This is a genomic window from Streptomyces rubiginosohelvolus (assembly GCF_014649875.1).
GTDB lineage: Bacteria > Actinomycetota > Actinomycetes > Streptomycetales > Streptomycetaceae > Streptomyces > Streptomyces rubiginosohelvolus.
On sequence record NZ_BMTW01000009.1, the window covers coordinates 99,367 to 123,404 of the forward strand.

Genomic DNA, 24,038 nt, shown 5'->3' on the forward strand with positions numbered 1-24,038 from the left:
ACGCCCAGGAGCCGGGTGATCGGGGCCGTCGCAGCGGCGGGAGTTCAGCCGCTGCGACGGCCCCTCGGCCTCCGCGTACGGCCGTACGCCGGCGGCGCGGGCCCGCTCAGCCGTTGGGCGCCGCCGTACGGTGGGCCGCTCGGGCAGCTCGCGCCCGGGGCAGATACCGCAGCCGCTCCGGCAGGACGGGGACGACGACCCGCAGGACCGCGCACATCCGGCGCAGCCGCTTCTCCTGCTCAGCGCTCCACGGCAGGCCGACGGCCGCGCGGGCGTCGGGGGGCATGAGCCCGATGGTGACGAACCGCCGGAAGCGGGCCAGCGGCGGCAGCAGCACCGGCCACAGCGCGCGCAGGACCATCCGCAGCGGCCACGGACCCCGGTCCGGCGCGGGCACGGGCTGGTCGACGTCGACCAGTTCCCGCACGACGGTGGTCGCCTCGATCTCCTCGGCGAGCATCTTCTTCCAGTACGGCCAGAACTCCTCGATGGTCTGCGGCATGTCCCGGTCGTGGATGCCGAGGATCCGGCCGACCTGGAGCCACTCCGCGTACAGGGCGCGCTCCTGGGCCGGGGTCATGGGCCGGATCAGATAGCGGGCCGCGTGCTGGTAGACGGGGAAGCCGGTGGCGTGCACCCAGGCGTAGTTGGCGGGCGTCAGGGCGTGGTAGCGGCGGCCCCGGGTGTCGGTGCCCTGGATGGTGCGGTGCAGCACGCGCAGCCGGCGGCCCTCCTCGGCTGCCTCCGCGCCGCCGTACACCCAGAGCTGGAGCGAGCGCAGTGAGCGTTCGCCACGCCCCCAGGGATCTGTACGGAAGACGGAGTGCTCGTCGACTCCGGCGCCGACGGCCGGGTGGGCGACCTGGAGGGTGAGGGCGGCGGGCAGCATCAGCAGGGCGCGGATGTCGCCGGACAGACTCCAGAGGACTCCGCCGGGCGGGGGCGGCTCGGGGTCCGCACCGCGGCAGCGCGCGGGCGGCTCCGGGTCCGAGCCCTGGCCCGGCGGCGGCTCGGGGTCCGCACCCCCGCCCGGCGCTGCCTCCGGTCCGCGGGCCCGGGGGCCCTTCACGTCCTTCGCGCTGCTCATCCGGTGCTCCCGCGATCCCGGCGGGCCTGCCGTGCGCTGCCCGTCCCCTTCCCCTCCATGATCCCTCGCGGACGGCAGAGCCGTGATGGCGGGGCCAGGTCCCCCGCGTACGCCTCAGTCGTGGTCGTACACCGTCACCGACAGGCCGGCGGATATCAGGCGTCGCTCGATCAGCGGCTCGATCCGGGACCACGTGCCGCCCGCGAGCCCGCAGCCGATCCGGGGCATGTGGACGGAGGCCCCCAGCTCGCCCGCCCTGGCGGCCACCGTGCCGAGCGCCGTGTCGATGGCCTCGTACCGCACAGGCACCCCCTTGCTGCCGGTGCGCATGCCGCGCTGGCCGACCAGGTTGGCCACCCAGAGATAGGGCCCCACCTGCACGAACTGCGCAGCTCCCAGGGCGAAGTCGTTGCCCGCGCGCTCCCGGTGCCAGCGGCGGTAGGCGGCTTCGGGCTCGGGCCAGCGGCGGGAGAGGGCGAGGACGAAGCCCTTGCCCCAGCCGCCGAGGTCGTTGCAGACGTGGACGATCAGCTTGGCGCCCTTGCCCTGCGGGGCGGTGGCGTCCCCCCGTACGTAAGTGATCTCCGACATGACCTCACCGTACGGGCCGCCACTGACAGCGGGCCCGGGGTGGACGGCGGCGCGATGGTGCCGGAGACTTTCACAGTAGTGGTGAGACAGCAGAACTGTCCGATACCGGGATTCGACTGCGGGGAGCAGAGATGGCGACGGGGACCGACGAGCCGACGCTCACGGTGGACGAGCTGGCGGCCCGTGCCGGGGTCACCGTGCGTACCGTGCGGTTCTACAGCACCCGGGGCCTGCTGCCGCCCCCGGTCATCGGGCCGCGCCGGGTCGGGCACTACGGGCCCGACCATCTCTCGCGGCTCGCGCTGATCGAGGAACTCCAGCAGCAGGGCATGACGCTCGCCGCGATCGAACGCTATCTGGAGCAGCTGCCGCCCGACCTCAGCGCCCACGATCTGGCCATCCACCGGGCGCTGGTCGCGTCCTGGGCCCCGGACAAGACCGAGGACTTCTCCCGGGCCGGGCTGGAGCGGCGGGCGGGGCGGGCGCTCTCGGAGGCGGATGTGGAGCGGCTGGCCGCGATGGGGGTGCTGGTCCGGCCGGAGGAGGACGGCGGGACGTTCCGGGTGGATCTCGGGCTGCTGCGGCTCGGGGTGGAGCTGCTGGACGTGCCGATCGCCCACGAGACGATCCTGGCGGCGCGGACCGTCCTGCTGGAGCACACCCGGTCGGCGGCGCAGGAGATGACCCGGCTCTTCCGGGACGAGGTGTGGAATCCGTACCGGGAGCGGGAGGGCGATCCGGAGCATGTGGCGGCGATGAAGTCGCTGTCGGCCCATATGCAACCGATCGTGGTGCAGGCGCTGGTGACGGCCTTTCAGCGATCGCTCAAGGAAGAGCTGCGGGCCGCGTTCACCGCCGAGTGACGGTGAACGCGGCGCATCACGGCCTCAGTCGTGGAAGGTCTCGCCCTTCTCCGCCTTCTCCACCAGCAGCGCGGGCGGCAGGAACCGGTCGCCGTAGCGCTCGGCCAACTCCCGGGCGCGGGCGACGAATCCGGGCAGGCCGCTCTCGTACCCGTTGATGTACTGAAGGACGCCGCCGGTCCACGGCGGGAAGCCGATCCCCATGATGGAGCCGATGTTGGCGTCCGCGACGGAGATGAGGACGTTCTCCTCCAGGCAGCGGACGCTGTCCAGCGCCTCGGAGAAGAGCATCCGCTCCTTCATGTCCTCGAAGGGGACGTCAGCCTCGGCCTTGGTGGTGAAGTGCTCGCGCAGGCCCGGCCAGAGGCCGGTGCGCTTGCCCTCCTCGTCGTAGTCGTAGAAGCCTGCTCCCCCGCTGCGCCCCGTGCGGCCGAACTCGTCGACCATGCGGTCGATGACCTCGTCGGAGGGGTGCCCGGGCCAGGTGCCGCCGGCCTCCTCGACCGCGCGCCTGGTCTCGTTGCGGATCTTACGGGGCAGGGTCAGGGTCAGCTCGTCCATCAGGGAGAGGACCTTGGCCGGGTAGCCGGACTGGGCGGCGGCCTGCTCGATCGAGGCGGGCTCGACGCCCTCGCCGACCATCGCCACGCCCTCGTTGATGAACTGGCCGATCACGCGCGAGGTGAAGAAGCCGCGCGAGTCGTTGACGACGATCGGCGTCTTCTTGATGCGCCGTACGAGGTCGAAGGCGCGGGCGAGCGCCTCGTCGCCGGTGCGCTCGCCCTTGATGATCTCGACCAGCGGCATCTTGTCGACCGGCGAGAAGAAGTGCAGGCCGATGAAGTCGACCGGGCGGGACACTCCCTCGGCGAGGACCGTGATGGGGAGGGTCGAGGTGTTGGAGCAGAGCAGGGCGTCGGGCTCGATGACGTCCTGGATCTCCTGGAACACCTTGTGCTTGAGGGCGGTGTCCTCGAAGACGGCCTCGATCACCGCGTCGCAGCCCGCGAGGTCGGCAACGTCACCGGTCGGGGTGATCCGGGCCAGCAGTTCGTCGCGCTTGGCCTCCGTCGTACGGCCCCGGGAGAGCGCCTTGGCGAGCAGCTTCTCGCTGTACGCCTTGCCCTCGGCGGCCGCCTCGGTGGAGACGTCCTTGAGGACGACGTCGATCCCGGCCTTGGCGCAGGAGTAGGCGATGCCCGCGCCCATCATGCCGGCGCCCAGGACGGCGACCTTGCGGACCGGGCGCTCCGGGATGTCCTTGGGCCGGTTGGCACCGGAGTTGACGGCCTGGAGGTCGAAGAAGAACGCCTGGATCATGTTCTTGGAGACCTGGCCGGTGACCAGCTCGGTGAAGTACCGGGCCTCGATGGTCAGCGCGGTCTCGAAGTCGACCTGGGAGCCCTCGACGGCCGCCGCGAGGATGTTGCGCGGTGCGGGCATGGGCGCGCCCGCGAGCTGCTTCTTCAAGTTGGCCGGGAACGCGGGGAGGTTGGCGGCGAACTTGGGGTGGGACGGGGTGCCGCCGGGGATCTTGTAGCCCTTGACGTCCCAGGGCTGCTGGGACTCGGGGTTGGCGTCGATGAAGGCGCGGGCCTTCTCGATCATCTCCTCGCGGGTGGCGGCGACTTCGTGGACCAGGCCGTTCTCCAGCGCCCGCCGCGGGGTGTACTGCGTGCCCTGGAGGAGCACCTTGAGCAGGGCGTCGGCGATGCCCATGAGGCGTACGGTCCGGGTGACGCCGCCGCCCGCCGGGAGCAGCCCGAGGGTGACCTCGGGCAGGCCGATGCGGGAGCCGGGGGCGTCGAGGGCGACGCGGTGGTGTGAGGCGAGCGCGATCTCGTAACCGCCGCCGAGGGCAGCGCCGTTGATGGCGGCGACGACGGGCTTGCCGAGGGTCTCGATGCGGCGCAGCGAGTTCTTGATGGCGGTGCCGGTGTCGAAGGCGGCCTGGGCGTTCTCCGGGCCGACCTTGATCATGTCCTTGAGGTCGCCGCCCGCGAAGAAGGTCTTCTTGGCGGAGGTGTAGATGATGCCGCGGATGGAGTCCTTCTCGGCCTCGGCGCGGTCGGCGATGGCCGCGATGGAGTCCTTGAAGGCCTGGTTCATCGTGTTCGCGGACTGGTCGGGGTCGTCGAGGACGAGGGTGACGACGCCGGTCTCGTCCTGTTCCCAGCGGATGGTGGTGCTCTCGGTCATGTCGGTGTCTTCTCCGTAAGCAGGTGGGGCCGGCCAGGGCCTGTCGTCAAACTGCCGTCGTCGCCCGAAGGGCGGCCGCGCGGCGTCTGGTGCGTGCGATCGCAAGGCGCTGGAATGGTCTTGGATGGGGTCTCCCCTGCTCGAACGCAGTTGAGAGCTCGGGGAAGGAGCTACCAGGGCATTTCGGCAACGCCGCGAGCGTGCGTGCCAGGCGTCGCGCGGCAGGCGGCAGTTTGACGACAGGCCCTGGAGGTCAGATGCGTTCGACGATGGTCGCGACGCCCATGCCGCCGCCGACGCAGAGGGTGACCAGGCCGAACCGCTGGTCGCGGCGCTCCAGTTCGTCGATGACGGTGCCGAGGATCATCGCGCCGGTCGCGCCGAGCGGGTGGCCGAGCGCGATGGCGCCGCCGTTGACGTTGACCTTGTCCAGGGAGAGGCCCATGTCCTTGACAAAGCGCAGGACGACTCCGGCGAAGGCCTCGTTGATCTCGACGAGGTCGATGTCGTCGATGGTCAGTCCGGCCTTGGCGAGCGCCTTGCGGGTGGCGGGGGCGGGGCCGGTGAGCATGATGGTGGGCTCGGAGCCGGAGACCGCCGCGGAGACGATCCGGGCGCGCGGGGTCAGGCCGTAGCGCTCACCGACCTCCTTCGAGCCGATGGCGACGAGGGCCGCGCCGTCGACGATGCCGGAGGAGTTGCCCGCGTGGTGGACGTGGTCGATCTTCTCGACCCAGTGGTACTTCTGCAGCGCGACCGCGTCGAAGCCGCCCATGTCACCGATGGCGGCGAAGGAGGGCTTGAGGCCGGCGAGGGAGTCGGCGGTGGTGCCGGGGCGCATGTGCTCGTCGTGGTCCAGGACGAGCAGGCCGTTGCGGTCCTTGACCGGGACGACGGAGCGGGCGAAGCGGCCGTCCTTCCAGGCCGCGGCGGCGCGTTCCTGGGAGAGGGCGGCGTACTCGTCGACGTCGCGGCGGCTGAAGCCCTCGACGGTGGCGATGAGGTCGGCGCCGATGCCCTGCGGGGCGAAGCCGGTCTCGAAGCTGGTCATCGGGTCCATGGCCCAGGCCCCGCCGTCGGAGCCCATCGGCACCCGGGACATCGACTCGACGCCCCCGGCGAGCACCAGGTCCTCCCAGCCCGAACGGACCTTGGCAGCGGCCAGGTTCACCGCTTCCAGGCCCGAGGCACAGAAGCGGTTCTCCTGGACGCCCGCGACGGAGTCGGGCAGGCCGGCGGCGATGGCGGCGATCCGGGCGATGTCGGAGCCCTGGTCACCCAGCGGGCTGACCACGCCGAGGACGATGTCGTCGATGGCGGCCGGGTCCAGGTCCGGGAAGCGGGCCTGGATCTCGTGGATGAGGCCGACGACCAGGTCGATCGGCTTGGTGCCGTGCAGGGCGCCGTTGGCCTTGCCTCGGCCGCGCGGGGTGCGGATCGCGTCGTAGACGAATGCTTCGGTACTCAAGACAGCTGCCTTTCGAGGGTGGTTGAGAGAGGGAGAGGAGGGCGTCAGGCGAGCAGCGAGCGGCCGATGATCTCCTTCATGATCTCGGTCGTGCCGCCGTAGATCGTCTGGATACGGCCGTCGGTGAACGCCTTGGCGACCTTGTACTCGCTCATGTAGCCGTAGCCGCCGTGGAGTTGGAGGCAGCGGTCGGCGACGCGCTTCTGCAGTTCGGTGGCCCACCACTTGGCCATCGAGGCGTGGACGGCGTCCAGCGTCCCGTTCGAGTGGTCGACGATGCACCGGTCCAGGAAGGTCCGGGTGACGGCGCACTCGGTGGCCATCTCCGCGATCTCGAACCGGATGTGCTGGAGCTTGGAGAGCGGCCGTCCGAAGGCCTCGCGCTCCTTGACGTACTGGGTGGTGATCTCCAGCAGGTGTTCGGCGGCGGCGATCCCGGCGACCGCTATGCCCATGCGCTCCTGGGCCAGATTGGTCATCAGGTGGATGAACGCGCCGTCCAGCTCACCGAGGAGGTTCTCCTTCGGGACGCGGACGTCGTTGAAGAACAACTCGGCGGTGTCCTGGGACTTCTGGCCGATCTTGTCGAGGTTGCGGCCGCGCTCGAAGCCCTCCGCGCCGCGCTCGACGACGATGAGGGAGAGCCCCTTGGCCCCGCCCTCGGGGGTGGTCTTCGCGACGACGACGACAAGGTCGGCGAGGATGCCGTTGGAGATGAAGGTCTTCGAGCCGTTGAGCAGCCAGTGGTCGCCCTTGTCCTCGGCGGTGGTGCGGATGCCCTGGAGGTCGGAGCCCGCGCCCGGCTCGGTCATGGCGATGGCGGTGATGGTCTCGCCGGAGCAGAAGCCGGGGAGCCAACGGCGCTTCTGCTCGTCGGTGGCGAGGCCTGTGAGGTAGGGGCCGATGATGTCGTTGTGCAGGCCGATGGCGAGCCCGGCGGCCCCGGCGCGGGTGAACTCCTCGGCGAGGACCGCGCTGTAGCGGAAGTCGTCGCTGCCGCCGCCCCCGTACTCCTCCGGGACGGCGAGACCCAGCAGTCCCGCGCGCCCGGCGGCGAGCCAGGCCTCGCGGGAGACGATGCCGTCCCGCTCCCACTGCTCGTAGTACGGGAGGACCTCCTTGGCCAGGAAGGCCCGGACGGTCTCGCGGAACGCGTCGTGCTCCTCGGTGAAGATCTGCCGTTGCACGGGGTCTCCTAGTCTCGGGGGGTGGGCCGGAGCCCCGGTACGTCCCAGTCGGCCGCCACGGCCTCCGCGTCCGCGCCGGGCAGCGCGGGCCCGGTGCGTACGGAGACGGGGGTGGCCGAGAAGCGCGGGGCGGGGGCGGGCTGGGTCCGGCCGCCGTGCTCGACGAAGGTGGAGCGGGCGGCGAGGTGGGGGTGGTGCGGGGCCTCGCCGAGCGAGAGGACAGGGGCCACGCAGGCGTCGGTGCCGGCGAAGACCTCGGTCCACTCGGCGCGCGTACGGGTCAGGAAGCGTTCGGTGACGGCGGCGCGCAGTTCGTCCCAGCGGGCGAGGTCCCACCGGTCGGGGAAGGCCTCCGCGATGCCGAGGAGCCGGGCGAACTCCGCGTAGAACTGGCCTTCCAGCGGGCCGACCGCCATGTGGCCGCCGTCGGACGTGGCGTAGGTGCCGTAGAACGGGCAGCCGCCGTCGAGGAGGTTCGCGCCGCGCCGGTCCTGCCAGCTCCCGGCGGCGAGCATGCCGTGGATCATGGTGGCGAGATGGGCGGCGCCGTCCACGATGGCGGCGTCGACGACCTGCCCCTCGCCGTGGGCGCGGGCGTGCTGGAGGGCGGCGAGGACGCCGACCACGAGGTAGAGCGAGCCGCCCGCGTAGTCGCCGACCAGGTTGGCGGGGACGGTGGGCGGTTCGTCCGGCCTGCCGATCATGGACAGGGTGCCGGTGAGCGCGATGTAGGCGATGTCGTGGCCCGCGCGGTCGGCGAACGGCCCGTCCTGGCCCCAGCCGGTCATCCGCCCGTAGACGAGCTTCGGGTTACGGGCGAGGCAGGCGTCGGGTCCGACGCCGAGGCGTTCGGCGACGCCGGGGCGGTAGCCCTCGACGAGGATGTCGGCGCGTTCGACGAGGTCCAGGACGCGGGCCGGCCCCTCGTCGCTCTTGAGGTCCAGGACGACGGAGCGCTTGTTGCGGTTGGTGAGGTCGTGCGCGGGATCGATGCCGAGCCCCGCGCCGCCGGGCCGGTCGACGCGGACGACGTCGGCCCCGAGGTCCGCCAGCAGCATCGCGGCGAACGGTCCGGGGCCGATGCCCGCCAGCTCGACCACCCGGACACCGGTCAGCGGACCGTGCCCGGGTGTTGGGCCTTTCGCCATCTGTGAGCCCCCAGGGGTGTGACACAACCGATGTAACACCTGTGATGCTAAGAAGGTCCCCGGCTCCGCACAACCCCTCGGGCCGAGCAAGCGCTTAGCTCTTTACCCCGATCCTCTCGCACGCGGCCCGCCCGGCCGCACGCCGCCACGGCGCTCTCCGCTACCCTCTGCCTGCCACGTCGGCACCCGTCTCCCAGCCGGAGGTACTCGTGAACAGGCAGAACGACGCGACACGCCCCTTGGACGTGGTCCTCTTCGGCGCCACCGGCTTCGTGGGGGCCCTCACGGCCGAGTACCTGGCGGCCCACGCCCCCGCCGGTCTCCGCTGGGCCCTGGCCGGGCGCAGCCGCACCAAGCTGGAGAAGCTGCGCGAGCGGCTGACGGCGATCGCCCCGCGGTGCGCGGATCTCCAGCTCCTGGAGACCGACGCGGACGACGCGGAGGCGCTGGCCGAACTGGCCGCCTCCACCCGGGTGGTGGCCACGACCGTGGGGCCGTACCTGCGGTACGGCGAGAAGCTCGTCGCCGCCTGCGCGGAGGCCGGGACGGACTACGCGGACCTCACGGGCGAGGCGGAGTTCATCGACCGCATGTATCTGGAGCACGACGCCCGGGCCCGTGAGACGGGGGCGCGCATCGTGCACGCCTGCGGCTTCGACTCCGTACCGCACGACCTCGGGGCGTACTTCACCGTCAAGCAGCTGCCCGAGGACGTCCCCCTCGCGGTCGACGGCTTCGTCCGCACCAACGCGGTTTTCTCCGGCGGGACGTTCGCCTCGGCGCTGACCGCGATGGGCCGGGGCCCGCAGATGCTGGCCGCCGCCCGGGAGCGCCGCCTGCACGAGCCGCGTGTGGTCGGCCGACGGGTCAGCACCCCGGCCGGCTCCCCGCACTTCAGCGGAGAGACCGGCACCTGGGCGCTGCCGCTGCCGACGGTCGACCCGACGATCGTGGGCCGCTCGGCGCGGGCCCTGGAGCGGTACGGCCCCGACTTCCGCTACCGGCACTTCGCCTCGGTCAAGACGCTGCCCATGGCGCTCGGCGCCCCGGTGGCGATCGGCGGGCTGGTCGCGGCCGCGCAGATGGCAGGCGTACGGGAGTGGCTGATGAGCCGTTACGAGCCGGGGCAGGGGCCGGACGAGGAGCGCCGCGGACGGAGCTGGTTCACCGTCCGCTTCGTCGGCGAGGGAGGCGGACGACGCGTCTTCACCGAGGTGTCCGGCGGCGACCCGGGCTACGGCGAGACGGCGAAGATCCTCGCCGAGTCGGCGGTGTGCCTGGCCCTGGACGAGCTGCCGGAGACTTCCGGGCAGGTCACCACGGCGGTGGCGATGGGCGACGCGCTCCTGGACAGGCTGACGGCGGCGGGGCTGCGGTTCCGGGTGGCAGCCGTGCGGTAGCTGTGCGGCCGGTCTAGAAGATCCAGCCGGCCAGCGTGTAGAGCATCGCGCCCAGCCAGACGAGGCCCACGGCGCTGCCGAGGAGCAGGCCCAGGGCCATCCGGCGCTGGGCCGGGTCGAAGGGCACGGGGCGGACGGCTGTGCGAGAGGCGTTCATGCGTTCAGCCTGCCCAGCTGTACGGATCTATGCCATCCGTACGGATACTCAGTTGCAGGACTGTTCCACGCCCGGGACGATCACGCCCCTGCTTGATCAGACGGTCGCTTCCCGCAGGGTCTGCCGGCACAGGGCGTCCGCCCGGCGGGTGCTCTCGGGCTGGCGGTAGCGGCCGGCGAGGCGGAGGGTGTGGGCGCAGGCGTTGTCGAGGCTGATGCGGTGGCCCACCGAGACGAACACCGGGCTGGTGTTCTCCCGGGTGCGCAGCGCGCGGCCGACCACCTCGTCGCCGTCCAGCAGCGGGGAGGAGTCACCGCGCAGGGGACCGGGGGCCTCGTAGGTGAACGTGAACGGGTTCTTGCCGACGCCGATCACCGGCAGTCCGGTGAGCACGCCCAGGTGGCTGGCGAGTCCGAAGCGGCGCGGGTGCGCGAGGCCGTAGCCGTCGCAGACGACGAGACCGGGGTCGACGCTCAGCTCCTCCAGTGCCTTGAGGACCGTCGGGATCTCCCGGAAGGCCAGCAGCCCGGGGACGTACGGGAAGGCGATCGTGCCGACGGCGGTGGCCTCCTCGACCGTCTCCAGCGTCGCGGCGTCCAGCACCACGGCCGCCGCGACGACGACGTCCTTCTCGTCGTCGTAGGCCACGTCCACCCCGGTGACCAGGCCGGTTCCGGGCTCCGGCCCCGCCTCGTCCAGGATCACCCGGTCGCGGAGCCGGTCCTGGATCGCCCGGCCCTCGGCTTCGTCGGCGGGGGTCTCGTGGGCGGGGGCGGGAGAGCTCGTCATGCCGGGAAGCTTATGCGGTGACGGGGCCCGTCCCGTCCCCGGTGGGCCGCGAGGCCGCAGGTGGGGCGGGGGGTACCGGTCGGCGGGCGCGATCTTCATACTGGCGCGATGAAGAGAGCGGACCTCGAACGTCTCGACGGCCTGGCACGCAATCCGGCCGCCCCGGAATCGATGCTCCTGCGGATCCTGACCGGCGCCGAGGGGCCGGTGCGCCGTTCCGTGTTCGAGCGGGACGAGGTCCCGGAGTCGCTGTGCGATGTCGCCGTGTCCCACCCCGACCGGGAGGTCCGCGGCTATCTGGCGGTGGGCCGGGGCGCCTCCGGTGCGCAGCGGGCCCGGCTCGCCGCGGACCCGGATCCGTGGGTACGCAGCCGGGTGGCGGCGGGTCCTGAGGTGTACGGCCGCTGGCGGAAGGCCGATCCCCTGCCGGACGAGGTGTGCGCAGCTCTCGCCCGGGACGAGGACCGGCAGGTACGGGCCTGGCTCGGCATGTTCGTCCCGGTTCCGGACGAGGTGTGGGCGCTGCTGCTCGCGGATCCGGAGGCGAAGGTGCGGGAGTCCGCCCTGTACCACTGGCGGCGTGCCCCGATCGAAGCGGTGCGGCCGCTCCTGGACGACCCCGACCCGGCGGTGCGGCGGGCGGCCGCCCATGTCGCGGGCGTCGTCCTCGGCTCCCCCGCCGAGATCCTGGAACAGGTCGCCGCCGCGGATTCCGGCTGGGGACGGCGGGAGATCGTCGCGGGCGCCGTGCTCACCGACGACCTCGCGGACCGGCTGTACGCCACCGGCGACGAGGACGTACGCGCGGGGCTCGCCGCCAACCGGGGGCTTCCCGACCGGATGGTCACCGCCCTCGCCTCGGACGCTTCCCCGGCTGTCCGGCTCGCGGCGTCCCTGCGACCGGAGCTGACCGAGGAGCGGCGGTCGGCGATCGACTGGCACGTCGGGCCGGAGGACCGCATCCATCCCCCGGCGTGGGTGGCGCAGTCGCTCACCGATCCCGTACTCATGCGGGCCTGCGCCGAGTCCGCGCACCCGGGAATGCGGCGCTTCGCCGCGTACAGCCCGCATCTGCCCGGCGATCTGGTGGCGCGGCTCGCCGCCGACGAGGACTTCGTGGTGCGGATGCTGCTGTGCGAGAACCATCCGGCGGCCCCCGGGGAACTGCTGCTGGAGACGCTGCTCGCATCGCCCTTCATCACCCGGTTCGAGCAGCTGCCCCAACCGCAGTTCCCGCGCGTCGGGCTGGCGCGGTTCGCGGAGAGCGACGATCCGGGGGCGCGGTTGCTGGTGGCGCGGGATCCGGAGGCCCCGGCGGAGCTGATCGAGCGGCTGAGCCATGACCCGTCGGCCGGCGTCCGCTGCGTCATGGCCGGGGACGCCCGGCTGCCGGCGGGCCGGCTGCTCGAACTGCTCGACGAGCCGGAGACCATAGGGGCCGCGGCGGAGGGGCCCGCCCTTCCGCTCACGGCCATGGAGGCCATCCTCGCGGCGGCCGGGATCCCGTAGCCTGACGATCATGTTCGTACTCGAATTGACCTACACGGCCCCGGTCGAGCGCGTCGACGCGCTGATGGCGGAGCACATCACCTGGCTCGACGAGCAGTACGCGGCGGGTGTCTTCATCGCCTCGGGACGCAAGAACCCCCGGGACGGCGGTGTGATCCTGGCCGTCGGGGAGGACCGGGCGGCGATCGAGAGGATCGCGGCGGCCGACCCGTTCGCCGCGCACGGCGTGTGCGCGTACCGGATCACCGAGTTCATCGCCACCAAGACGGCGCCCGCGCTCGCGCCGTACCGGCAGCAACTGCCGTAACGGCGAAGGATCATGGTGGCCGTCACCGATGACTTTCCGGGGCGGGGCCGGTCTGTACGGGTATGGAGACCTACACCCTGACCACCGCCGGCGCCGACCTCGTGTACGACGTCCGTGGACCGCTGCCCACCGCCGACGGCCGCCCGCCGTTGTTCCTGATCGGCCACCCCATGGACGCGAGCGGGTTCACCGCGCTGGCGGCACGCTTCCCCGACCGGACCGTCGTCACGTACGACCCCCGGGGGCTCGGCCGCTCCACCCGTGCGGACGCGCGGGTCGACTACACGCCCGAGACCCTGGCCGATGATGTGCACGCCGTCATCACGAAGCTCGGGGCCGGGCCGGTCGAGATGTTCGCCAGCAGCGGCGGGGCGGTCACCGCCCTCGCTCTCGTGGTGCGCCACCCCGACGACGTCACCACCCTCGTCGCGCACGAACCGCCGCTCATCACGATCACCCCGGACGGCGCGGCGGCCGTCCGGGCCCGGGCCGGGGTCCGGGACGCGTACGAGAAGCGGGGATGGGGCGCCGGGATGGCCGCGTTCGTGGCCATGACCTCGTGGGAGGGCGAGTTCACCGACGCCTACTTCGCGCAGCCCGCTCCCGATCCCGCCGCGTTCGGGATGCCCACCGAGGACGACGGCTCCCGTGACGACCCGCTGCTGTCCGACCGGTCCTGGGCGGTCAGCGGCCACCGGCCGGACGCCGACGCCATCAACGCGGCCCCCACGCGTGTGGTGATCGCCGTGGGCGAGGAGTCCCGGGCGGTGCAGACCGGGCGGACGGCCGAGGCGGCCGCCGAACTGCTCGGGCAGCGGGTGACCGTCTTCCCGAGCCATCACGGCGGCTTCCTCGACGGGGAGTTCGGCTACCCCGGGAAGCCCGACGAGTTCGCGGCGCGGCTGCGGGAGGTGCTGGACGCCTCCTGAAGCCGGCGCGGGGTCAGAACCCCAGCCGGGCCACCCGCCCCTTCTCGCCCGCCGCCCAACAGCCGAGGTCGGGGGTGCAGTCGACGGTGTCGTACGAGCCGGGGTCGACCGTCCGCCAGGTGCGCCCGCCGTCCAGCGTGAGGTCGGTGCCCGTGGGGCCGACGGCCAAGGCGGCGGTGCGGCTGTACGGGAGCCAGGTGACGCCGGAGCGGTAGGCAGGCGGCGGGGTGGCGGACTGCCGCCAGCTCCGGCCGCCGTCCCCGGTGACGGCGGCCGCCTGCGGGGACGCCTGGTCGGGGCGGTAGTCGCCGCCGACGGCGATGCCGTGGGCCCGGTCGCGGAAGGCCACCGCGAAGACGCCCCGGGCCGGGTCGCCCGCCGGGAGGGTCGAGGCGCTCGCCGTCCAGGTCAGGCCCCGGTCGCGGGAGTGCAGGACCCGGGCGGTCTCCGCTCCCCCGGTGGTCAGCCAGACGTCCTTGGCGCCGGAGCTGACCAGGCACTGGCCGCTCGCCGCGAACCCCGCCTCGCCGGGCAGGGCGGCGGGCATCCCGGCATCCGGCAGGACCCGCCAGGAACGGCCGCCGTCCGCCGTGGACAGGACCCGGAACTTCCCGTCCACCGGGTCGCCCGCCGCGAGACCGTGCCGGCTGTCGAAGAACGTCAGGCAGTTGAAGAAGGCGCGGGGATCCGTGTTGCGGAAGGACTCGGTCCAGGTCGCTCCGCGGTCCTCGGTGCGCAGGACCCGGGATGCCTCACCCTCGCCGATCGCCAGGGCGACGGCCCGGCGGCCGTCGAACGCCTCGATGTCCCGCAGTTCCAGTCCGGCGGCGCCCGGCGGTGACACGTCACGCCAGGTGCGGCCGCCGTCCGAGGTGCGCAGGACCGTGCCCTTCGACCCGGCGACCCAGGCGGTGGTGCGGCTGACCGCGGCGAGCCCCCGGAAGCGGACGTCGGTGCCGGTGCCGGTGAGCTTCCAGCCGGGCAGGAGCCCGCGCACGGCGGCCTCCTGAGAGGCCGGCTTCGTCTCCGTGCCCTGCGCCGCGTGTGCGCCCGGTGCGACCAGTGCGGCCGCCAGGGCCGCCCCTCCGGTCACCAGTGCCATCAGCCGTCTCGTCTTCCCCATGGCCTTCATGGCGCTGGAAGCTAGCCCACGGGTCGGGGCCCGTCCAGGGTGCGTCGCCGTCGAGTGGGCAGGAGAGCGGGGGTGCGCGGGGATACGGGCAGGAGCCGGACGGAATCGGTGACGCAGCTCACGCCGCGCGCCGGTGCACGAAACGAGGAGTTCCGTCGTCTACTCCAGTGCCGGGAACCGTTCACCCAGCCGCGAGAGGGAGCAGGTCTTGTCCAGCGTTATCGAGCAGTCCGTGCAGGCTCGCATGGTCGCGTCCGCACCGCGGATGGAGACCTTGCCCGCCATGCTCAGTTACGACCGCCAGTACCCCTTCGCCGTCCGCATGGCGTTCCCGGCCCCGGCGACCCTGGAAGGCACCGAGGTGTCCTGGGAGTTCTCCCGCGAGCTGCTGACCACCGGGGTGGACTCCCCCGCCGGGCAGGGCGACGTACGCGTCCGGCCGTTCGGGTACGAGCGGACCGTCCTGGAGTTCCACGCCCCCGAGGGCATCGCGATGGTCCATGTGCGCACCGAGGAGCTGCGGCTCTTCCTCCAGCGGGCGCAGGAGCTGGTTCCGGTGGGCGACGAGCACCGGTATCTGGACCTGGACCGGGGTCTGACCGACCTGCTCGGCGGCCCCTGCTGACGCCCCGGCCCTAAATCCGGTTGCCGGGCCCGCGCCCCGGCCCTACCTTCGAAGACGTCCCTGTTGTCGTCGATCGGAGTAGGACGTTGCTGATCTGAGGTCCTGTGCACACCGTGCAGCGCCCGCCGCGCCCTGTCGTGGTCCGGAGCGCCCGTGTGCGATCTCAGCCTCCTTCAGCCGTCCTTGCCCGTTCCCGACGTACAACGGGAGTTCCGTATGTCATCCACCGACACACACATCAGCTGTACCTCCCTCTCCTTCTCCTGGCCCGACGGCACCGAGGTCCTCACCGGCTTCGATCTTGCCGTGGGCCCCGGCCGCACCGGGCTCATCGGGCTCAACGGCTGCGGCAAGTCCACCCTGTTGCGGCTGATCGCCGGTGAACTGGCCCCGGCCTCCGGGACGGTCAGGATCCGTGGGGAGCTCGGCCATCTCCCCCAGTCCGTGGTCCTGGACACCGCGCTGCGGGTCGACGAGGTGCTGGGGGTCGCGGAGCGGCGCGCGGCGCTCGACGCCGTGGAGTCGGGCGATGCCCGGGCGGAGCACTTCGCGGTGATCGGCGACGACTGGGACATCGAGGAGAGGTCCCTCGCCACGCTGGACGGGCTCGGCCTCGGGCACATCGGGCTCGACCGCACGGTCGGGGAGATGTCCGGCGGCGAGTGCGTCCTGCTGCGGCTGGCCGCGCTGCTGCTGGACCGGCCCGGGGTGCTGCTGCTGGACGAGCCGACGAACAACCTGGACGCGTACGCCCGCCGAAGGCTGTACGACGCGGTCGACGCCTGGACGGGGGCGCTGCTCGTCGTCAGCCACGACCGGGAGCTGCTGGAGCGGGTGGACCGGATCGCGGATCTGCGCGAGGGGTCGGTCACCTGGTACGGCGGGAACCTGTCGGCGTACGAGGAGGCGCTCGCCGTCGAGCAGGAGGCGGCGCGGCGCATGGTGCGGGCCGCCGAGTCCGACGTACAGCGGCAGAAACGCGAACTGTCCGCCGCGCACGTCACGTTGGCCCGCCGCAAGCGGTACGGGCAGAAGATGTGGGACACCAAGCGGGAGCCCAAGGTCATCATGGGGCAGCGCAAGCGCGCCGCACAGGTATCGGCGGGGAAGCACCGCATCCTGCACACCGAGCGGCTGGCGGCGGCCGAAGAGCGCCTGGACGAGGCGGAGTCGGCGGTACGGGAGGACGAGGAGATCCGGATCGAGCTGCCGGACACCCGGGTCCACCCGGGCAGCGAGGTGCTGCTGCTGCGCGACCCGGTTCCGCCGTACGGCCCGCCGCTGCACGGGGAGTTGATGGTGCGGGGTCCCGAGCGGATCGCACTGACCGGGCGCAACGGGGCGGGCAAGACGGCGCTGCTGCGGACGATCGCGGGCGAGCTGAAGCCCCTGTCCGGGGAGGCGAGCCCGCTGGTCGCGACGGGGTTCCTGCCGCAGCGGCTGGACGTGCTGGACGAGGCGTCGTCGGTGGCGCGAAACGTGTCACGGGCGGCCCCGGACCGTACGGAGAACGCTGTGCGGGCCCGGCTGGCGCGCTTCCTGTTCAAGGGGGCGGCAGCGGACCGCCCGGCCTCGACCCTGTCGGGCGGGGAGCGGTTCCGGGCGACGCTGGCGATGCTGCTGCTGGCCGATCCGGCACCCCGGCTGCTGCTCCTCGACGAGCCGACGAACAGCCTCGACCTGGCGAGCGTACGGCGGCTGACCGAGGCGCTGGAGGCGTACGAGGGGGCGCTGATCGTGGCCAGTCACGATGTGCCGTTCCTGGAGTCGATCGGGATCACCCGGTGGCTCCGGCTCGACGGCGGACTGCGGGACACGACGGCGGAGGCGGTGCGCGAGGGCCGCTGACGCGGTGCGCGAGGGCTGCTCAGGCGGTGCGCGTACGCCTACGACGGCGTGGCCGGGGCCGTCGGCCATGCCATGTCGTCGATGGCGAGCCACGGGGCGGCGGCCACGGCCGTGGGCGTCGCCCCGGTGAACGCCTTGACCTCACGGTGGAGATGGGCCTGGTCGGCGTAGCCGCTCACGGCCGCCACCTCGGCGGCGGGGCGGCCGGCCGCGAGGAGATGGGCGGCGTGGTCGAACCGGACCAGCCGGGCGGCGTGCTTCGGGGCGAGGCCGATCTGGGACCGGAAGCGGGACCAGAGACGCTTGCGGCTCCAGCCGACCTCGTTCGCCAGGCTGTCGACGCCCACCCGGCCCCGGCCGGTGAGGATCAGCTCCCAGGCGGCGGCCACCTCCGGGTCGGGCGACCGGCGGGCGTCCAGCCGCCGGCCGAGGGCGTCCGTCGCGATCGCGAACCGCTCGTCCCACGTCCCGGCCGCCCGCAGCCTGCCCTCGGTCCGCTCGGCGTCGCGGCCCCAGATGTCCTCCAGGGAGACGACCGTCCCGCTGAGATCGGCCGACGCGCCGAGCACCGCGACCGCCAGGGGCGGCGACAGCCGGATCTGCAGGCACTCGATCCGCCCGGCCGCCCGGCCGCCGAGCCGCAGGTCTCCCGGTACCAGCCCCGCGACCGTGCTGCCGCGTGCGCGCCCGCCGTCGGAGTCGTGGACGATACCGCTCCCCTCGCTCAGGTCCACGAAGAGGGTGACCGCGGGGTGCGCGACCATCGCGATGTCCACGTGGACCGGGGCGAGTTGACGGAAGCCGGCCATGACGGCCCCCGGGAGCCGGCCCGAGCGCCGGGGCACCGCGACGCCCACCGCCGACCAGTCGGGAGGTGATTCGGTGAGCCTCACGGAGCCAGGCTAGAGGGTCAGCGGCCCGCCGTCGCCATGAAGCGCAGCAGCAACTCACCTGTTTCTCCAGGCGCTTCGAGCATGGGGAAGTGCCCGACATCGGTCAGTCGCTCGACGCGGGTGTTCGGTGTCGCGTCGTAGACGCGCACCGCATCCGGATCCCAGCGGGGGTCGGCGGTGCCGAAGATCACGAGAGCCGGGACGTGGAGTGCGCCGAGCCGCGCGGGAACGCTCCGCTCGGCGATGTACTCGGTGTTGCGCCGCAGCACCGTCCTGAAGGTGCGGTAACTGATGCCCCGCGCGTCGTCGACCACATCGTCCGGGACGGCCACCGGGCGGCTGCACACCGCGGTCACCCCCCGGCGGAGCATCGCGTCGGACCGGACGCGCCACATCAGCGGGCCGAGCGGCGGGGCGATGAGCGCCCGGAGGACGGCGGGCTGCGGAAGGAGCGCGTCGGGACTCGGGCCGCTGCTGATCAGCGCGAGGGCTCCCACCAGGTCCGGGCGCTGCTCGGCGAGGGCGGTGGCGATGTATCCGCCGCTGGAGTGCCCGGCCACGGTCACGGAGCTCAGGGCGAGCTCGTCGAGGACCGCGGCCAGGACCGCTGCCTGCCCGGGCACGTCGTACGACGCGGCCGGCGGGGACTGGCCATGGCCCGGCAGGTCGACCCGGATGATGTGGTGGCGTCGGGCCAGGGCCGGCACCACCGGGCCCCAGGAGCTGCCCGAGGCGCCCGACCCGTGGACGAGCACGAGCGGCGGCGCCTCCCGGGGGCCGTCGTGGACCACGTGTATTCCGTGCGCGTACGTGCTGTCATCGATACCCATGCAGGCGAGGATGGCCGAGGCGGCGCTCGACGGTCTTGTACGAATGTCGCCCGCGGATCTCCCGGAAAAGCAGACAGAAGTTGTCCGGTATCCCGCCTAGCGTCGCGCTCATGGATCGCTTCCCCGACCGCGACGCGGAGCCGTACATCCCCGGCGCCGCCCACCGCGACATCGTCATCACCGGCGCGCGCGAGAACAATCTGCGCGACGTCTCCCTCAAGATCCCCAAGGGCCGGATCACCGTCTTCACCGGTGTGTCAGGTTCGGGCAAGTCGTCGGTCGTCTTCGACACGATCGCCGTGGAGTCGCAGCGGCAGCTGAACGAGACGTTCACCTCGTTCCTGCGCAACCGGCTGCCGAAGTACGAGCGGCCGCACGTCGAGTCCGTCGAGGACCTGTCGGTGGCCATCGTGATCGACCAGAAGCCGCTGGGCGGGAACGTCCGCTCGACGGTGGGGACGGCGACCGACATCTGGTCGGTGCTCCGGGTGCTGTTCTCCCGGTGCGGGGCCCCGAGCGCGGGCGGGGCGACCGCGTACTCGTTCAACGATCCCGCCGGGATGTGCCCGGAGTGCGACGGGGTGGGGCGCACGGTCCAGCTGGACCTCGACCGGGCGATCGACTGGTCGAAGTCGCTGAACGAGGGGGCGCTGCTGCTGCCCGGTCTGTCGGTGGGCAGTTGGGAGTGGAATCTGTACGGCGGGTCGGGACGGTTCGACAACGACCTGCCGCTGGCCGAGTTCGGCGAGGAGGAACGCCGGCTCCTGCTGCACGGATCGGGGTTCACCGTCCGCCTCGACCTGCGGACCGGGTCGGCCGACATGAAGTTCGAGGGGGTCGTGACCCGCTTCGAGCGCCTGTATCTCAAGCGCGACACCGCCTCCCTCTCCGAGAAGCGCCGCGAGGCTGCCGCCCGGTTCACCGTGGAGCGGGTCTGCGGATCCTGCGGCGGGGCACGGCTGAACGCGGCGGCGCTCGCCACCCGGATCGACGGGCTCTCGCCCGCCGACTACGGGCGGATGGAGGTCGCCGACCTCGTCGGCGTACTGGAGCGGATCGACGATCCGGTGGGCGGGCCGATCGCCGCCGCGGCCCGGGAGCGGCTGGAGCGGCTGGTCGGCATCGGGCTCGGCTATCTGAGTCTGGACCGGGAGACCACAACCCTGTCGGGAGGCGAGGGCCAGCGCCTCAAGATGGTGCGGCACCTGGGAAGTTCGCTCACCGGGCTGACGTTCGTCTTCGACGAGCCGAGCGTCGGCCTGCATCCGCGCGACGTGGGCCGGCTGGGCGATCTGCTGGTGCGGCTGCGCGACAAGGGCAATACGGTGCTGGTCGTCGAGCACGACCCGGATGTGATGGCGGTCGCCGACCATGTCGTCGACATGGGGCCGCGGGCCGGTGCCGACGGCGGCCACATCGTCTTCGAGGGGCCGTTCGCGCGGCTGCGCGAGGCCGATACGCTCACCGGCCGGTCGCTGCGACGTCGTACGCCGGTAAAGGAGGCCGTCCGCTCCCCCACCGGTCAACTCCCGGTGTACGGGGCGGATCTGCACAACCTCAAGGGTCTGGACGTGTCGTTCCCCGCCGGGGTACTGACCGCGGTGACGGGGGTGGCCGGGTCGGGGAAGTCGACCCTGGTGTCGCGGGTGTTCACGGCGGCGTACCCGGACGCGGTGGTGATCGACCAGAGCGCGATCACGGCTTCGTCCCGCTCCACGCCCGCCTCGTACATCGGCGCGCTGGACGCCATCCGCAAGGTGTTCGCCCGGGAGAACGGCGTGGACGCGGGGCTGTTCAGCTTCAACTCCGCCGGTGCCTGCGCGGGTTGCTCGGGCCGTGGCGAGATCTCGACGGATCTGGCGTTCATGGATCCGGTCACCACGACCTGCCCGGAGTGCGAGGGCCGCCGGTTCCACGACGACGTGCTGAAGCACCGGGTCGGCGGCCGGTCGATCGTGGACGTGCTGAACATGACGGCGGCGCGGGCGGCCGTTCTCTTCGACGACCCGGTGCTGCTGCGGAAGCTGCGGACGCTGGACGCGGTCGGGCTCACCTACCTCGCTCTGGGGCAGCCGCTCTCCTCGCTGTCGGGCGGCGAGCGTCAGCGGATCAAGCTCGCCACCCAGCTGCACCGCACCTCCAGCGTGTACGTGCTGGACGAGCCGACGACCGGACTGCACCTCGCGGACACGGGCACGCTGGTGGAGCTGCTGGACCGGCTGGTCGACGCGGGGAACACCGTGATCTGCGTGGAGCACAACCTGGAGGTGGTCAAGCGGGCCGACTGGGTGATCGACCTCGGTCCGGACGGCGGCAAGGGCGGCGGGGAGCTGGTCTTCGCGGGGACGCCCACCGAGCTGCTCGCGCATCCGACGTCCGTCACGGGCCGGTATCTGCGCCGGGATCCAGGGGTGGAATCACCGAATCCGGAAAGCTGAAAACCGCGGGAGCAGGGGCCCGAGAAGGCCCCGGAGCGGCTCTCACGTGCCCTTTCACCTGGGGGCATGACGCTGCGTACCCCGCCCCTGCCGGTGGCGGGCTTGGCTTTGGCCTTACGGTCGCCTTAACCTACGGTCTCGTAACCTACGAAGCCGTAGGTAATTCTCCCGTCCCCAGGAGCTCCCCGTGACGATCACCTCTCCCCACCTCGGCAGTTCGAAGGCGTGGACCGACGCCCAGCTGCTGTACGCGCTGGAAGAGGTGGTGGAGAAGGAGCTCAACCGCCATCTCAAGGTCGCCAAGGACTGGATGCCGCACGAGTACGTCCCGTTCTCCGACGGCCGGAACTTCCCCGGCATCTTCGAGGACGGCGAGGCCTGGGAGGCGGACCAGTCCAAGGTCACCGACATCGGCAAGATCGCTCTCGTGGTGAACCTCCTCACCGAGGACAACCTCCCCAGCTACCACCACGAGATCGCCTCCCTCTTCGGCCGCGACGGCGCGTGGGGCACCTGGGTGCACCGCTGGACCGCCGAGGAGGGCCGGCACGGCATCGTGATGCGCGACTATCTGCTCACATCGCGCGCCGTGGACCCGGACAAGCTGGAGCAGTTCCGCATGGCGCACATGGCGGAGGGATTCGAGTCGGACAACCGGCACTCGATGCTGCACTCCGTCGCGTACGTCGCCTTCCAGGAGCTGGCCACCCGCGTCTCGCACCGCAACACCGGCCACCAGTCCGGCGACCCGGTCTGCGACCGGATGCTGGCCCGGATCGCGACCGACGAGAACCTCCACATGGTCTTCTACCGCAACCTCCTGGGCGCCGCCTTCGAGCTGGCCCCGGACCTGACCATGCAGGCCGTGCGGGACGTCGTCGTCAACTTCCGCATGCCCGGACACGGCATGCCCGGCTTCGAGCGGGCCGCCGCGCAGATGGCGATCGGCGAGATCTACAACATGCGCATCCACCACGACGACGTGATCCAGCCCGTGCTGCGCTTCCTGAAGGTGATGGACATCGACGGGCTCGGCCCGGAGGGTGCGAAGGCGCAGGAGGAGCTCGGTCTGTACATGGGCGGTCTGGACAGCGAGGCGTCGAAGTTCGACGAGAAGCTCGCCGCCCGCAAGGCCCGGATGGTGGCGCGCGGCCGCGCCTGATTCTCCGGGGGCGGGCGTCTCAGCCCCGGTCGCGTCCTTCTCGGCGCAGCCGCTCGCGCTCCTTCTCCGATAGCCCGCCCCAGACGCCGAACCGCTCGTCGTTGGCGAGTGCGTACTCCAGGCAGGCCAGCCGCCCTTCGCAGGCGTTGCAGAGCTGCTTGGCCTCGCGGGTCGAACTGCCCGGGGCCGGGAAGAAGAACTCGGGCCCGGCCTGCGCGCACAAGGCGGTCTCCTGCCAGGCGAGTGCGTCGTCGGTCACGGTGTTGATCAGCATGGAACACACGCTGCCCGGTGGCGATAAACAACCGATCAACGATCCGTCAACCGGCGAGGGCGCCCCGCTCATCCGGAGGGGCGCCCCGCCGTCACCGCCTCGTGGCTACTGCCTCGGATCGGGCTTCATGACCGCGAAGACCGCCCCGTACGGGTCGGCGACGTTGGCCATCTTGCCGACGCCGGGCACCTCCATGGCGGCCAGCGTCTCCCTGCCGCCCAGCCGCTTCGCCTCGGCCACGACGGCGTCGACGTCGGCCACGGCGAAGTACGGCAGCCAGTGGGGGCCGCGCGCGGCCTCGGAGGGGACGTCGCCCTGCCGGACCAGACCGCCGAAGGAGGCGTCCGGTCCTGCGCCCGCCGGGTGGACCGTGGTGTAGGTGTAGTCGGAGCCCTCCACCTTCATCTCGTCGGTCCCCCAGCCGAAGGCGCTTCCGTAGAACGCGGCCGCCGCCGGGACGTCGGGGGTGTAGAGCTCGGCCCAGAGGAACGCGTTCGGCTCCTGGATCACGCCGAAGCCGGGGTGCTCCTTCGGCTGCCACACCCCGAAGTACGCGCCGGCCGGGTCCGTGAAGCCGCCCATGCGGCCGAAGTCGAGGACGTCCATCGCCTCGAACGCGGCGCTGCCGCCCGCCTCGGTGATCGCCCGGGCGGTGGCGTCGACGTCGGGCGACTGGAAGGACACGGACCAGGCGCTCGGCGATTCCTCCTCGGACACCGTCATCACCCCGCCGACGTACCGCCCGTCCAGGGTGAGCATCCCGTAGCCGCCGACCTCGGGGCCGCCGGGAATCAGGTCCCAGCCGAACAGTCCCCGGTAGAAGGCGGTGGCGCCGTCAAGATCGGGGGTGCCGAGATCGACCCAGTTGGGTGCTCCGTCGAGGAAGGTGGGGCTGATCATGGCGTGCTCCTCAGTCGATCCGGGTGGTCCTGCTCGTCGGGTGCTGTCGGGTGATTCCCTCCCTGTCGAGTCTTGCACCGGGCACTGACAGCCGCAGTCCGTGCGGGGCCGACCGGGGCGCGGTCCACCGGCGGTGGCCGCGTCCGCCGTGCGGCCCAGGGTAGGCAGCGCGTGGCGGCCGGGGCGAAGCGTTGGACCGGCGCGTCGCGCGGCGGTCGGGGCGGACCGGGCTGGGGGTGTCGGCAGCGCGTGGCACGATGGCGGGGAGGCCAGGAGAGCGGGGGCCCCGGAGCGGGTGAGGC

22 protein-coding genes are annotated in these 24,038 nt (G+C 72.2%); 9 read left to right on the plus strand and 13 right to left on the minus strand.

Translation table 11 applies throughout. The features are described 5' to 3' along the window. Positions 1 to 106 precede the first annotated feature (106 nt). Both IE134_RS20855 and IE134_RS20860 read right to left on the minus strand, forming a co-directional pair. The gene (locus IE134_RS20855) at positions 107 to 1,087 is read right to left on the minus strand and encodes an oxygenase MpaB family protein (protein WP_189431346.1); all 981 of its coding nucleotides are present in this window, start codon (positions 1,085 to 1,087) and stop codon (positions 107 to 109) included. A 114-nt stretch (positions 1,088 to 1,201) separates the two neighbouring features. Then, positions 1,202 to 1,678 carry a macro domain-containing protein gene (locus tag IE134_RS20860; RefSeq protein WP_189431348.1) on the minus strand — a complete coding sequence of 159 codons (477 nt, stop codon included), beginning with the start codon at positions 1,676 to 1,678 and terminating at the stop codon, positions 1,202 to 1,204. A 131-nt stretch (positions 1,679 to 1,809) separates the two neighbouring features. Here IE134_RS20860 and IE134_RS20865 point away from each other — a divergent pair, with 131 nt between their 5' ends. Beyond that, positions 1,810 to 2,541 carry a MerR family transcriptional regulator gene (locus tag IE134_RS20865; RefSeq protein WP_097982724.1) on the plus strand — a complete coding sequence of 244 codons (732 nt, stop codon included), beginning with the start codon at positions 1,810 to 1,812 and terminating at the stop codon, positions 2,539 to 2,541. Between the two features lie 24 nt (positions 2,542 to 2,565). On the opposite strand, the gene IE134_RS20870 is transcribed toward IE134_RS20865, so the two are convergent. The 4 genes from IE134_RS20870 to IE134_RS20885 all read right to left on the minus strand — a co-directional run bounded on the left by IE134_RS20870 (position 2,566) and on the right by IE134_RS20885 (position 8,543). Further along, positions 2,566 to 4,740 (minus strand): 3-hydroxyacyl-CoA dehydrogenase NAD-binding domain-containing protein, encoded by a 2,175-nt coding sequence (locus IE134_RS20870; protein ID WP_189431351.1) that lies wholly within the window; start codon positions 4,738 to 4,740, stop codon positions 2,566 to 2,568. Positions 4,741 to 4,993: 253 nt separating this feature from the next. Continuing rightward, positions 4,994 to 6,208, minus strand: coding sequence for an acetyl-CoA C-acetyltransferase (locus tag IE134_RS20875; protein WP_030711590.1), 1,215 nt, complete (start codon positions 6,206 to 6,208; stop codon positions 4,994 to 4,996). Between the two features lie 44 nt (positions 6,209 to 6,252). Continuing rightward, entirely contained in the window at positions 6,253 to 7,395 is a 1,143-nt protein-coding gene (locus IE134_RS20880; protein WP_030711592.1) for an acyl-CoA dehydrogenase family protein, read from the minus strand. 8 nt (positions 7,396 to 7,403) lie between these two features. Then, positions 7,404 to 8,543, minus strand: coding sequence for a CaiB/BaiF CoA transferase family protein (locus tag IE134_RS20885; RefSeq protein WP_098020309.1), 1,140 nt, complete (start codon positions 8,541 to 8,543; stop codon positions 7,404 to 7,406). A gap of 209 nt (positions 8,544 to 8,752) precedes the next feature. Between IE134_RS20885 and IE134_RS20890 the strand changes: the two genes are divergently transcribed. Next, on the plus strand, positions 8,753 to 9,943 hold the full coding sequence (locus IE134_RS20890; RefSeq protein WP_030711596.1) for a saccharopine dehydrogenase family protein: 1,191 nt from the start codon (positions 8,753 to 8,755) through the stop codon (positions 9,941 to 9,943). 13 nt (positions 9,944 to 9,956) lie between these two features. Here IE134_RS20890 and mmpA read toward each other — a convergent pair whose 3' ends face one another. After that, entirely contained in the window at positions 9,957 to 10,100 is a 144-nt protein-coding gene (gene mmpA, locus IE134_RS20895) for a morphogenic membrane protein MmpA (RefSeq protein ID WP_179888047.1), read from the minus strand. 96 nt (positions 10,101 to 10,196) lie between these two features. After that, the gene (locus IE134_RS20900; protein ID WP_189431352.1) at positions 10,197 to 10,889 is read right to left on the minus strand and encodes an endonuclease V; all 693 of its coding nucleotides are present in this window, start codon (positions 10,887 to 10,889) and stop codon (positions 10,197 to 10,199) included. A 108-nt stretch (positions 10,890 to 10,997) separates the two neighbouring features. Here IE134_RS20900 and IE134_RS20905 point away from each other — a divergent pair, with 108 nt between their 5' ends. The 3 genes from IE134_RS20905 to IE134_RS20915 all read left to right on the plus strand — a co-directional run bounded on the left by IE134_RS20905 (position 10,998) and on the right by IE134_RS20915 (position 13,634). After that, positions 10,998 to 12,398, plus strand: a complete 1,401-nt coding sequence (locus IE134_RS20905) for an LRV domain-containing protein (RefSeq protein ID WP_126932378.1) — start codon at positions 10,998 to 11,000, stop codon at positions 12,396 to 12,398. A gap of 10 nt (positions 12,399 to 12,408) precedes the next feature. Continuing rightward, the gene (locus IE134_RS20910) at positions 12,409 to 12,705 is read left to right on the plus strand and encodes a YciI family protein (RefSeq protein ID WP_030711607.1); all 297 of its coding nucleotides are present in this window, start codon (positions 12,409 to 12,411) and stop codon (positions 12,703 to 12,705) included. 62 nt (positions 12,706 to 12,767) lie between these two features. Further along, a complete protein-coding gene (locus tag IE134_RS20915) occupies positions 12,768 to 13,634 on the plus strand; it encodes an alpha/beta fold hydrolase (RefSeq protein ID WP_189431354.1) in 867 nt (288 codons plus the stop codon). Between the two features lie 13 nt (positions 13,635 to 13,647). On the opposite strand, the gene IE134_RS20920 is transcribed toward IE134_RS20915, so the two are convergent. Continuing rightward, positions 13,648 to 14,766: a WD40/YVTN/BNR-like repeat-containing protein gene (locus IE134_RS20920; protein ID WP_229823674.1), complete on the minus strand. Its 1,119-nt coding sequence runs from the start codon at positions 14,764 to 14,766 to the stop codon at positions 13,648 to 13,650. Between the two features lie 208 nt (positions 14,767 to 14,974). Between IE134_RS20920 and ssgD the strand changes: the two genes are divergently transcribed. Then, the gene (gene ssgD, locus IE134_RS20925) at positions 14,975 to 15,391 is read left to right on the plus strand and encodes a spore wall synthesis regulator SsgD (RefSeq protein WP_078614374.1); all 417 of its coding nucleotides are present in this window, start codon (positions 14,975 to 14,977) and stop codon (positions 15,389 to 15,391) included. A 216-nt stretch (positions 15,392 to 15,607) separates the two neighbouring features. Next, positions 15,608 to 17,239 carry an ABC-F family ATP-binding cassette domain-containing protein gene (locus IE134_RS20930; RefSeq protein WP_098894687.1) on the plus strand — a complete coding sequence of 544 codons (1,632 nt, stop codon included), beginning with the start codon at positions 15,608 to 15,610 and terminating at the stop codon, positions 17,237 to 17,239. Positions 17,240 to 17,277: 38 nt separating this feature from the next. Here IE134_RS20930 and IE134_RS20935 read toward each other — a convergent pair whose 3' ends face one another. After that, positions 17,278 to 18,132, minus strand: a complete 855-nt coding sequence (locus tag IE134_RS20935) for a helix-turn-helix domain-containing protein (RefSeq protein ID WP_218924403.1) — start codon at positions 18,130 to 18,132, stop codon at positions 17,278 to 17,280. A gap of 17 nt (positions 18,133 to 18,149) precedes the next feature. After that, positions 18,150 to 18,962, minus strand: a complete 813-nt coding sequence (locus IE134_RS20940; RefSeq protein WP_189431356.1) for an alpha/beta fold hydrolase — start codon at positions 18,960 to 18,962, stop codon at positions 18,150 to 18,152. A gap of 110 nt (positions 18,963 to 19,072) precedes the next feature. On the opposite strand from IE134_RS20940, the gene IE134_RS20945 reads away from it, so the two are divergent. Further along, positions 19,073 to 21,400, plus strand: a complete 2,328-nt coding sequence (locus IE134_RS20945) for an ATP-binding cassette domain-containing protein (protein ID WP_189431358.1) — start codon at positions 19,073 to 19,075, stop codon at positions 21,398 to 21,400. A gap of 187 nt (positions 21,401 to 21,587) precedes the next feature. Beyond that, a complete protein-coding gene (locus IE134_RS20950; protein ID WP_030711636.1) occupies positions 21,588 to 22,562 on the plus strand; it encodes an acyl-ACP desaturase in 975 nt (324 codons plus the stop codon). A 19-nt stretch (positions 22,563 to 22,581) separates the two neighbouring features. Here IE134_RS20950 and IE134_RS20955 read toward each other — a convergent pair whose 3' ends face one another. Beyond that, the gene (locus IE134_RS20955; RefSeq protein ID WP_006128884.1) at positions 22,582 to 22,836 is read right to left on the minus strand and encodes a WhiB family transcriptional regulator; all 255 of its coding nucleotides are present in this window, start codon (positions 22,834 to 22,836) and stop codon (positions 22,582 to 22,584) included. 105 nt (positions 22,837 to 22,941) lie between these two features. After that, positions 22,942 to 23,736, minus strand: coding sequence for a VOC family protein (locus IE134_RS20960; RefSeq protein WP_030711639.1), 795 nt, complete (start codon positions 23,734 to 23,736; stop codon positions 22,942 to 22,944). Positions 23,737 to 24,038: the final 302 nt, after the last annotated feature.

What these genes read in the sequence shown, in the direction of transcription:
- IE134_RS20930 (WP_098894687.1), top strand. Translation starts at nt 15,608, where the DNA reads ATGTCATCCACCGACACACACATCAGCTGTACCTCCCTCTCCTTCTCC.
- IE134_RS20915 (WP_189431354.1), top strand. Translation starts at nt 12,768, where the DNA reads ATGGAGACCTACACCCTGACCACCGCCGGCGCCGACCTCGTGTACGAC.
- IE134_RS20865 (WP_097982724.1), top strand. Translation starts at nt 1,810, where the DNA reads ATGGCGACGGGGACCGACGAGCCGACGCTCACGGTGGACGAGCTGGCG.
- IE134_RS20920 (WP_229823674.1), bottom strand. Translation starts at nt 14,766, where the DNA reads ATGAAGGCCATGGGGAAGACGAGACGGCTGATGGCACTGGTGACCGGA.
- IE134_RS20910 (WP_030711607.1), top strand. Translation starts at nt 12,409, where the DNA reads ATGTTCGTACTCGAATTGACCTACACGGCCCCGGTCGAGCGCGTCGAC.
- IE134_RS20870 (WP_189431351.1), bottom strand. Translation starts at nt 4,740, where the DNA reads ATGACCGAGAGCACCACCATCCGCTGGGAACAGGACGAGACCGGCGTC.
- IE134_RS20860 (WP_189431348.1), bottom strand. Translation starts at nt 1,678, where the DNA reads ATGTCGGAGATCACTTACGTACGGGGGGACGCCACCGCCCCGCAGGGC.
- IE134_RS20955 (WP_006128884.1), bottom strand. Translation starts at nt 22,836, where the DNA reads ATGCTGATCAACACCGTGACCGACGACGCACTCGCCTGGCAGGAGACC.
- IE134_RS20885 (WP_098020309.1), bottom strand. Translation starts at nt 8,543, where the DNA reads ATGGCGAAAGGCCCAACACCCGGGCACGGTCCGCTGACCGGTGTCCGG.
- IE134_RS20905 (WP_126932378.1), top strand. Translation starts at nt 10,998, where the DNA reads ATGAAGAGAGCGGACCTCGAACGTCTCGACGGCCTGGCACGCAATCCG.
- IE134_RS20855 (WP_189431346.1), bottom strand. Translation starts at nt 1,087, where the DNA reads ATGAGCAGCGCGAAGGACGTGAAGGGCCCCCGGGCCCGCGGACCGGAG.
- IE134_RS20940 (WP_189431356.1), bottom strand. Translation starts at nt 18,962, where the DNA reads ATGGGTATCGATGACAGCACGTACGCGCACGGAATACACGTGGTCCAC.
- IE134_RS20945 (WP_189431358.1), top strand. Translation starts at nt 19,073, where the DNA reads ATGGATCGCTTCCCCGACCGCGACGCGGAGCCGTACATCCCCGGCGCC.
- IE134_RS20960 (WP_030711639.1), bottom strand. Translation starts at nt 23,736, where the DNA reads ATGATCAGCCCCACCTTCCTCGACGGAGCACCCAACTGGGTCGATCTC.
- IE134_RS20900 (WP_189431352.1), bottom strand. Translation starts at nt 10,889, where the DNA reads ATGACGAGCTCTCCCGCCCCCGCCCACGAGACCCCCGCCGACGAAGCC.
- mmpA (WP_179888047.1), bottom strand. Translation starts at nt 10,100, where the DNA reads ATGAACGCCTCTCGCACAGCCGTCCGCCCCGTGCCCTTCGACCCGGCC.